The organism is Acidiphilium sp. PM (assembly GCF_000219295.1).
Lineage (GTDB): Bacteria > Pseudomonadota > Alphaproteobacteria > Acetobacterales > Acetobacteraceae > Acidiphilium > Acidiphilium multivorum.
Window position 1 is genome coordinate 1 of the sequence record NZ_AFPR01000356.1, and the last position, 1,281, is coordinate 1,281.

Below are 1,281 nucleotides of genomic sequence, written 5' to 3' on the forward strand. Positions count from 1 at the left end.
TCCCTCCGAATGATGAACGCCCTCACCCGCGACCAGGCCTGGCACCGTCTCGTCGCCGCCCGGCCGAACCTTTCGTTCCACGCGATGGACGGGCTGTGCCTCGATGACGTGCCGCTCGCGTCCATCGCCGCCGCCCACGGCACGCCCACCTGGGTCTACAGCGCCGCGACGATCGAGGGGCGGCTCGCCGCCCTGCGCGCGGCCTTCGCCGCCGAGGGGCTGGCGCCGGCGATCCGCTACGCCGTGAAGGCGAACGACCACCTCGCGATCCTCGGCCTGGTGCGGGCCGGCGGCGCCGGGGCGGACGTGACCAGTGCCGGCGAATTCGCCCGCGCTGAGGCCGCCGGGATCGCGCCGGGGGCGATGGTGTTCTCCGGCGTGGGCAAGCGGGACGACGAACTGCGCCGCGCGCTCGCCGCCGGCATCGGCCAGCTCAATGTCGAAAGCGCCGAGGAGCTGGAGATGATCTCCGGCATCGCCGCGGCGATGGGGGTTGCCGCACCGGTCGCGCTGCGGGTGAACCCGGATGTCGCCGCCGGCGGGCACGACAAGATCAGCACCGGCCGGAAGGGCGACAAGTTCGGCATCGGCTTCGATGACGCGGGCGCGCTGTATCGCCGCGCCGCGGCGCTGCAGGGCATCGAGGCGGTCGGGTTTTCCACCCATATCGGCAGCCAGATCTTCGCGCCCGCCGCCTTCGAGGCGGCTTACCGGCGCGTGCTCGGCCTGATCGGGGCGCTGCGCGGCGAGGGGCTCGCGGTGCGCCGCCTCGACCTCGGCGGCGGATTCGGCATTCCCTATGACGATGGCACCGCCTTTCCCTTCGCGGCGCAGGCGGCGATGGTCCGCCGCGTGCTCGGCGGCCACGATCTGGAGCTGATCGTCGAACCCGGCCGCTGGCTCGTCGGCCCGGCCGGCGTGCTGCTCGCCCGCGTGACGCTCGTCAAGCGCGCCGGAGCGGAACGGTTCGTCGTGCTCGATGCCGGGATGAACGACCTGATTCGCCCGGCGCTCTATGGCGCGCGGCACGGCATCGTCCCGGTCGGCGCCGCCGACGCCGCGGGCGCCCCGGCGCCGGCCGAGGTGGTCGGTCCGGTCTGCGAGAGCAGCGACCGTTTCGGCACCCACGACCTGCCAGAACTTGCCCCCGGCGCGCTGGTCGCGCTGCTCGATGCCGGGGCCTATGGCGCGACGATGAGCAGCACCTATAACGGCCGCCCCTTCGCCGCCCAGGTGATGATCGCCGACGGCGCGCCGCAGCTGATCCGCCGGCGCCAGACG

1 protein-coding gene is annotated in these 1,281 nt (G+C 73.8%); it reads left to right on the forward strand.

Annotated elements, in window-relative coordinates:
• Positions 1-9: 9 nt before the first annotated feature.
• On the forward strand, positions 10-1,281 hold a 1,272-nt coding region (gene lysA, locus APM_RS12615; protein ID WP_007423761.1), incomplete at its 3' end, for a diaminopimelate decarboxylase.